Source organism: Paracoccus sp. Ld10 (assembly GCF_045064235.1).
Lineage (GTDB): Bacteria > Pseudomonadota > Alphaproteobacteria > Rhodobacterales > Rhodobacteraceae > Paracoccus.
Genome location: NZ_JBISHD010000011.1, coordinates 1 through 8,156, shown reverse-complemented (window position 1 = coordinate 8,156; position 8,156 = coordinate 1). Strand labels below are relative to the sequence as shown.

Genomic DNA, 8,156 nt, shown 5'->3' with positions numbered 1-8,156 from the left:
GAACCGATGGCGCCGCGATGGGCAACCGTCCTCATGGCTCGATTTGCCGAAGCGGCAGGCTGAAGAGGACCTTCACCATCAAGCAGAACTGGACCGCAGCGTCGAAGAACACGGGCGGTCGCCCCTCCCTGATCGCCATCCACGCCATGTCCTTGTCCAGCCCGATCAGCAGCGAGCCGCGCTGCTTGAGGGCGTCATTGCAGGACTTGCAGTTCGTCGTGCGGGAGCGGGCAGGCTCGGGCTTCGTTATGCCAGGACGATTAACCTACAGCAGCCCCCGCGGGAATCCTCGCTCGGGAGAGCTCTGCAACAATGCCGCTCAGAAAACGCACGTGCTGGTGCCGCTTCCACAGCGAACCTGGCCAATAACGCTTACCGCCTTTCCTGAGAAAGGAAAGCACCGTCAACCTGTGGGATCAAAGAGCCCAACCGATCTTAGGAAATTGATGTGGCTGACATAGCCACCCAACGATAGGGCGTTACCGCCCCTTCCAAACAGGATCACGCTTCTCTGCAAAAGCGCGCGCGCCCTCAGCGTTGTCTTCTGATCCGTAAAGCACATCGACTGTCTTCAGCTGGCGCTTTGTAATGCGGTTCATTGCATCCTGAAAATTACTGTCTTCGGCGTCACGCACGATTTCCTTGATCGCGGCGTAAACAAGCGGCGGGCCGGACGCCAAGATCCGAGCCATATTCCAAGTTCGCAATATTAATTCGTCCGCCGGATAGACGTGGTTGACAAAACCCCAACGGTGCGCCTCTTCGGCGTCAAGCCACCGACCTGTAAACAACATTTCCATTGCGATATGATAGGGTATACGCTTCGGCAATTTGATCGACGCCGCATCGGCTACTGTACCAGAATTTATTTCAGGTAAAGCAAAGCTAGCATGATCTGCGGCAAGAATTATGTCCGCAGAAAGCGCCAGTTCCAGACCACCACCACAGCAAATACCGTTCACTGCTGCGATGACTGGCTTATTCATATTCCTTAATTCCTGAAGGCCGCCAAAGCCACCAACACCGTAATCGCCATCGACCTTATCGCCTTCGGCGGCGCTCTTGAGATCCCAGCCCGGGCAAAAGAATTTTGGGCCGCCACCAGTAATGATAGCCACCCGTAGGTCCGGATCATCACGAAAGGCTGCAAACGTTATTCCCAATATTCGGCTTGTTTCCAAGTCTATGGCGTTTGCCTTTGGACGTTCTAGCGTAACTTCTAAGATACCACCTTCACGGCGCGTTCGCACAGGACTATTCATAATGTTCCTTTCACCAAAAGTACATCAGCAACAATAGCGCGCTCCTCTGTACAAATAAGCGGATTTATTTCGACTTCGGCGACCTTATTAGCGTGATCCAGGGCAAACCTTTGCAGCTGCATCACAGCCTCGATAACTGCGTCAATCTTTGCAACTTTTCGCCCCCGAAATCCGTCGAGCAGGGGGTAAATTGCAAGCTTTTTCAAAGAAGCTTGAACGCTTACTTCCGTTGTAGGAAGCAACAGGGACTGCCTGTCCTTCAGCAGCTCGGTAAATGTCCCACCTGCTGCTAGGGTTAGAACAAAGCCGTGAGCGGGATCCGCAACGACTCCGATCAAAAGCTCTGCAATTGTGTCCGTGATCATCTCCTCAACAAGGAATGTCGCCGCTTCCATGCCTTGCGCAGCCACCATAACCTGATCACAGTCGCAGAGGTTCAGCACAACGGCCCCTGCCTCTGTCTTATGAGCAATGCCTTCCCCCTTCAGAACAACAGGGAACCCTATCTCTTGGGCTCGCTCAACAACATTCGCCAAAGTTGATTCCGCGAAATTTTTCGGAATATCCATGCCCCACGTTGAAAGCTCTTGCTTCGCATCGGCCTCTGTTATCAGCGACGTGCTTTTGAAGGTTTCAGTCATCGCTAACGCTTGATGGATTTCAAAGTCATTTTCGCTCGCCGCATTGATTGCTTCACAGGACGTTGCAAAATCACAAAGCGGAATAATACCGGACGCTAGAAGTCGTATCGCAATACTTTCTGGAAAGTTTTCAACCATCGATGCTACGACCCCGAATGGACGACCAGTTTCCTTTGCGGCTTCTTCAATTGCCTCAATCGCGATCATCCAGTCATCGGCCTGACACGTGTCCAATCGGGGGAAGTCCAGAATGATAAGCGTCAGATCTATTTCAGGGCCCGTCATCGCTGCAAACACCGCGGTCATCGCAACTTTATCGCGCCAGATTTGAGTGTGATAGTCGAGTGGATTTGCCAAGTTTACTAAAGAACTAAGGTGTCGTCCTAGCTCTTCAATTTGACCGTTGTGCAGCTTTGGAAAAGTCAGATCATAGCGGCTTGCCATATCCGCCATCACGCTTGCCTCTCCGCCGGAACAGCTTAGCGAAGCAATACTACGGCTTGGCAGTCGCCCTTGGCAGTGAAAGATTTTCAGTGTTTCAAGCAAAGCAGCCGGAGAATTTACGCTGGCAATATTTAGACGGCTTAACAAAGCATCCGATCCAGCGCTGCTGCCAGCCAAGGAAGCAGTATGGGAGATTGTCGCCAACTGTGATTCTGCGGACCGACCAACCTTTAATACCACTATCGGTTTATTCAATTCTTTGGATAGCCGAGCGAGGCATTCGAAAGCACGAATATCGCCAAAGCTTTCTATATAGAGGCCGAGAGCGGTCACACGTTCATCGCGAATGATGGTCTGGGCAATATGCGCGATCCCCTGCTGCGCCTGATTGCCCGCTGTGACAACATAGGCTATCGGGAGCCCGCGTTGCTGCATCGTCATATTGATTGCGATATTTGATGATTGCGTCAATATTGCAACGCCGCTTGTTACCGGGACCAGTCCGTGTTGATCTGGCCATAGCGCCACCTGATCAAGTGCATTTAAGACACCATAGCAGTTTGGTCCAAGTATCGGCATGTCTCCGGCAGCGGTCAGTAACTGATCATTCAGAAGCTGACCGTCAGCTGTTTCCTTGAAGCCGCTGGCAAAGCAGACTGCGCCACCCGCATTCATCGCGCTAAGCTCGCCAACGATCTCGATCGTAGCTGTTCGATTTACACCGATAAAAGTAGCGTCTGGTGCGCTTGGCAAATCGGCCAAAGACTTGAAGGCAGGCAAGCCATTCACGGTTTCTTTCTTTGGATGAACCGGCCAAATGTGACCATCGAAACCAATTTTCTGGTTCTGCGTAATGACGGCTTCGCACCACGCGCCGCCGCCTATGACAGCAATAGACTTTGGTCGAAGTAGACGCTCAAGATTGCTCATCTCAAAATCCTATGCACCAAGCGGTCTTAGCAAATCGCGGCTTATGATGTGCCGCTGAATTTCGGATGTGCCGTCCCAAATGCGTTCGACCCTGGCATCACGCCAGAAACGCTCGATTGGAAAATCGTCCATCAACCCCATGCCGCCGAAAATCTGTAGTGTGGTGTCCGTGACGCGGGCGAGCATTTCGGACGCATAAAGCTTTGCACTTGCGATTTCGCGGTTTGCCGGCAACCCCTGGTCCAGTCGCCATGCGGCAGCCAATGTCAGATAGTCCGCCGCATCGATTTCCGTGATCATGTCAGCGATCTGAAAGCTTATACCCTGATTTTTTCCGATCGGCTGCCCAAACTGTTTCCGCTCAGCAGAGTAGTTCAGCGCAAAATCGAAGCAACGCCGGGCACGTCCGACGGCCATTGTCGCAACGGTAATTCTGGTTGCGTAAAGCCATTCGTTCATTACCTCAAAGCCGCCATCAACCTCCCCTAGTACTTGGGCGTCTGAAAGGCGGCAATCGTCGAACTCAAGGATCATATTCTTGTAGCCGCGATGCGAGACTGACTTGTATCCGTCTCGGATCGTAAACCCTGGCGTGCCGCGATCGACAAGAAATGTCGTGATACGTTTCTTTGGACCGCGCGGCGTTTCATCCTCGCCGGTGGCAACGAATACGATGATAAAATCCGCGTGCTCCGCGCCAGAGATAAAATGCTTTGTGCCATTCAGCACCCAGTCGCCGCCATCACGTTTGGCGGAACATTTCATGCCGCGTATATCGGATCCCGCGTCGGGCTCTGTCATCGCAAGCGCATCCATTTTCTCACCGCGGATCGCCGGCGCAAGATAGCGTTCGATCTGGTCGCCTCGACAGGCCATTAGAATATTTTGCGGTCGCCCGAAAAAATGATTGAGCGCCATCGATCCGCGCCCCAGCTCTCTTTCAACCAAGGCAAACTCAAAGTGCGACAGACCGGCGCCGCCGACTTTTTCAGGGAAATTACATGCATAAAACCCGAGGTCGATAGTCTTTTGCTTGATTGCTTCCGCGATGTGGTGCGGGACTTCGCCTGTGCGCTCGACCTCTTGTTCATGAGGATAGATTTCGTTTTCGACAAATGAACGAACCGTCGAAACAATCATTTCTTGTTCGTGCGTTAAACCAAAATGCATCAGATGGCCTCGTTTTGCGATAAAGCGGCCTGCGCCGCCATAATTGCAGCTAATTTCGTGACGATTTGCGGACCCGGATCGCATGACTTCCGCGTTTCAAGACTGACGTGGATCAGAAGCTGTGTGCAGCTTGCAACCAATGCGCCCGATGCGTTTTTCATCTCATGAAACAGCTGCAGCTTTTTCCCCGCGCCTTCCAGGATCTGGGTCTCTACAGTGATGTGCTCTCCGACGTGGCACTCGTTCATAAATTTCGTATGCGTATCGACGGTGAAATAGCTGAGGCCTGCTGCGATATAATCCGCATCTGCGCCAATCATCCGCATCACCGCATCTGCGGCGTCGGACCAAACCTGACCATAACGGCTTTCATTCATGTGGCCGTTATAGTCAGACCAATCGACTGGAATTGAACGGTCGACGCTGATGAAGGGCTTTGTGAAATCAGGCTCATGTCCTGCACAGAGCCGTGCGTCGTGTTCGTTAAGCAGCGCCCCGGCACCCCAGTTGCGGCCCTTGAGAGATCGCATCATCGACACAAGATTATCGTCGCGGATACGTTCCAGCTCTCGGATACTATGGCTGCCGGATTGCGCGTCAGACTGGCTGGCGATTGTGTGAACCAGTTCGTCGGTCAGTTCTGGTACATCCATCAGTTTCGTCCAGGGCCACTGCAGGCAGGGTCCGAACTGGGCGATGAAGTGGGCCATGCCCGCCTCTCCTCCCGCAACGCGGTAGGTTTCGAACAGGCCCATCTGCCCCCAACGCAGGCCGAAACCATAGCGGATCGCGTCGTCGATTTCCTGTGTGGTGGCGATGCCGTCCTTGACCAGCCACAGTGCCTCGCGCCAAACCGCTTCCAGAAAGCGGTCCGCGATATGCGCATCAATTTCCTTGCGCACTTTCAGCGGCTTCATGCCGATTTCAGTCAGAATTGCATGGGCACGCGCGGTTGTCTGATCGTCGCCCACCAACTCGATCAGCGGCAGCAGATACACGGGGTTGAATGGGTGAGCGACAAAGATCTGCTCCGGACGCAATGCTCCTTGCTGCAACTCTGATGGCTTGAACCCAGACGTGGAGGAGCCAATCAGCGCATCCTTGCGGCAGTGGGTTTGGATTTCGTTCAGGATCCGGTGCTTCATCTCAAGCCGTTCCGGCGCGCTTTCCTGAATCCAATCTGCATTTGCCACAGCTTCGGCTAGCGTCGGAACAATCTTGACCTGACCTTCCGGCGGCAAAGCCACGTCTGACAGTGCCGGAAGGGAACGCCGGGCGTTTGCCATCACGGCGTCGATCTTGCGCGCGGCCTCTGGATCGGGATCGAAAATCGTGACGTTCCAACCGGACAGGGCAAAACGCGCCGCCCAGCCACCGCCGATAACGCCGCCGCCGATTATCGCTGCTATCTGGGTCATTTAGGTGCTCGCTTTGTCAGGCTGAGTTTTGCGCGGACCGCATCCGGCCCCATGATAGTGCCGCCCATCGCGGTGATGATCCCCGCAGCGCGGGCGACAAGCGCCTCATTCGTTGCCAACTCGCCTTTGGCGAGCCACAGGTTGTCCTCTAGCCCGACACGCACATTGCCACCTGCAAGGACTGCGGCCGCGACATAGGCCATCTGATCGCGACCGATCGAAAAGGCAGACCAATGCCAGTCGTCCGGGACGTTATTCACCATCGCCAAAAAGGTATTAAGGTCATTCGGTGCACCCCAGGGCACGCCCATACACAGTTGCACCAGCGCAGGTGACGACAGCACGCCGTCTTTGACCAACTGCTTGGCGAACCACAAATGGCCGGTGTCAAAGGCCTCGATCTCTGGCTTGACGCCCAGCTCCTCCATCCGCGCGCCCATCGCCGTCAGCATGCCCGGCGTGTTGGTCATCACATAGTCGGCTTCGGCAAAGTTCATCGTGCCGCAATCAAGGGTGCAGATCTCCGGCAGGCAATCCTCGATATGCACAAGGCGTTCCTCGGCGCTGACCATGTCGGTCGCATCGCGAAGCGGCAGCGGCGCAGAGGGCGGCCCGAACACCATGTCGCCGCCCATCCCCGCGGTCAGGTTCAAGACCACATCCACCTCGGCATCGCGTATCCGTTCGGTTAATTCGCGATACAGCGCCGGATCACGCGACGGCACACCGGTTTCAGGATCGCGCACATGGCAGTGGACGATCGCGGCCCCGGCCTTCGCCGCTGCAATCGCCGAGGTCGCGATCTGTTCAGGACTGCGCGGCACATGCGGCGACCGGTCCTGACTGCTGCCAGACCCCGTCACGGCACAGGTGATGAAGACATCGCGGTTCATCTGCAAAGGCATATGCAGTTCCTTTTCTATCTGCTCCACATCCTATACGCGTCGCACACCTGTGATGTGCATGGACGGACCTGATCATGCGAAAATGGACAAAGAAATTGCCGGATGCGATCAGGATCAACGTCCTGCTTTTCGACGGGTTTTCCAACCATTGCTTGGCAAACACGCTTGAACCCTACCGCGCTGCCAATACCATTACAGGACGGCATATCTATCAATGGCGGCTTATGTCCCTGGAGGGTGGGTTGGTACGATCCTCAAGCGGTATGCTTGTTCAGACAGTCGCAGAGACGGCGGAACATGCGGCCTGTGATTTCTTGATGGTCACCTCCAGCTATGGTCACCAAAAACTGAGTGACAGCAGAAAACTATCGAAACTGCGCGGCATCTGCGCCAAGGCGAAGTGTTTGGTCGGATTGGACACGGGGGCTTGGCTATTGGCGGCGGCTGGCCAGTTAAATGGCCGAAAGGCCACGATTCATGGCGATGTTTTTGACAGCTTTGCCGAAACCTTCGTTCAGGTCGATGCCCGCAAGGGGCGCTATATCATTGACGGTGACCGCATCACGTGTGGCGGTGCGATGGCTTCGTTTGATTTGGCGTTGAACCTTATCGGCGATCAGTGCGGCGAGGCGGTAAGATTGGATGTCGCCGCGCTCTTTCTGCATGAGACAAGCCAGCCGTTCGGCGATATGGAAAACAAGTCCATTCGGTCCAAACTTGTATTGCGCGCTCTTGTTCTAATGGACCAGAATATCGAAGAGCCAATCGCAATACCCGACATGGCGGCCCGTTTGGGAAGTTCGGCAAAAAATCTGCATCGACGGTTTGTAGACAACCTTGGTACGACGCCAGGTAAGGTGTACCGATATAGACGTCTTGTTGCTGTCAGAAGTCTCGTAGAAAATACAAACCTCTCGATTGCCGAAATCACAACGCGCTGTGGATACGAGAATGCAAGCTCGATGACCCGCGCCTTCAAGCAGCAGTTCGGAACCACGCCGATAGCATTGAGAATTGTTTCTGGCAGCTAAGTGTTGGCCCTATGGTCTGGACACATTGACTCGGCATTGTTGCACAACTCTCCCTGGCGAGGATTCCCGCGGGGGCTGCTGTAGGTTCAGCGTCTAGGCATGACGAAGCCCGAGCCTGCCCGCTCCCGCACGACGAACTGCAAGCCTTGCAATGACGCCCTCAAGCAGCGCGGCTCGCTGCTGAGCTGGCTGGACAAGGACATGGCGTGGGTGGCGATCAGGAAGGGCCGACCGCCCGTGTTCTTCGACGCTGCGGTCCAGTTCTGCTTGATGGTGAAGGTCCTCTTCAGCCTGCCGCTTCGGCAAATCGAGCCATGAGGACGGTTGCCCATCGCGGCGCCATCGGTTCAAGCCC

The 8,156-nt window shown here is 54.8% G+C and carries 6 protein-coding genes and 2 pseudogenes; 2 read left to right on the top strand and 6 right to left on the bottom strand.

The annotated features are described in order from the left end of the window. Window positions 1-43 precede the first annotated feature (43 nt). The 6 genes and pseudogenes from ACJJVR_RS04470 to ACJJVR_RS04445 all read right to left on the bottom strand — a co-directional run. Window positions 44-250 (bottom strand): annotated as a pseudogene (locus ACJJVR_RS04470) (transposase); the annotation flags it as partial. A gap of 229 nt (window positions 251-479) precedes the next feature. Next, window positions 480-1,262: a carnitinyl-CoA dehydratase gene (locus ACJJVR_RS04465; RefSeq protein WP_405402583.1), complete on the bottom strand. Its 783-nt coding sequence runs from the start codon at window positions 1,260-1,262 to the stop codon at window positions 480-482. Next, window positions 1,259-3,277 carry an acetate--CoA ligase family protein gene (locus tag ACJJVR_RS04460; protein ID WP_405402582.1) on the bottom strand — a complete coding sequence of 673 codons (2,019 nt, stop codon included), beginning with the start codon at window positions 3,275-3,277 and terminating at the stop codon, window positions 1,259-1,261. Before ACJJVR_RS04460 ends, ACJJVR_RS04465 begins: the two co-directional genes overlap by 4 nt. 9 nt (window positions 3,278-3,286) lie before the next feature. Next, entirely contained in the window at window positions 3,287-4,447 is a 1,161-nt protein-coding gene (locus ACJJVR_RS04455; RefSeq protein ID WP_405402580.1) for an acyl-CoA dehydrogenase family protein, read from the bottom strand. Further along, window positions 4,447-5,865, bottom strand: coding sequence for a carnitine 3-dehydrogenase (locus ACJJVR_RS04450; protein WP_405402578.1), 1,419 nt, complete (start codon window positions 5,863-5,865; stop codon window positions 4,447-4,449). The genes ACJJVR_RS04455 and ACJJVR_RS04450 overlap by 1 nt, the downstream gene beginning before the upstream one ends. Continuing rightward, a complete protein-coding gene (locus ACJJVR_RS04445; protein ID WP_405402576.1) occupies window positions 5,862-6,770 on the bottom strand; it encodes a 3-keto-5-aminohexanoate cleavage protein in 909 nt (302 codons plus the stop codon). The genes ACJJVR_RS04450 and ACJJVR_RS04445 overlap by 4 nt, the downstream gene beginning before the upstream one ends. A 74-nt stretch (window positions 6,771-6,844) precedes the next feature. On the opposite strand from ACJJVR_RS04445, the gene ACJJVR_RS04440 reads away from it, so the two are divergent. Both ACJJVR_RS04440 and ACJJVR_RS04435 read left to right on the top strand, forming a co-directional pair. Then, entirely contained in the window at window positions 6,845-7,801 is a 957-nt protein-coding gene (locus tag ACJJVR_RS04440) for a GlxA family transcriptional regulator (protein ID WP_405402575.1), read from the top strand. A gap of 99 nt (window positions 7,802-7,900) precedes the next feature. After that, a pseudogene (locus ACJJVR_RS04435) lies at window positions 7,901-8,107 on the top strand (transposase); the annotation flags it as partial. Window positions 8,108-8,156: the final 49 nt, after the last annotated feature.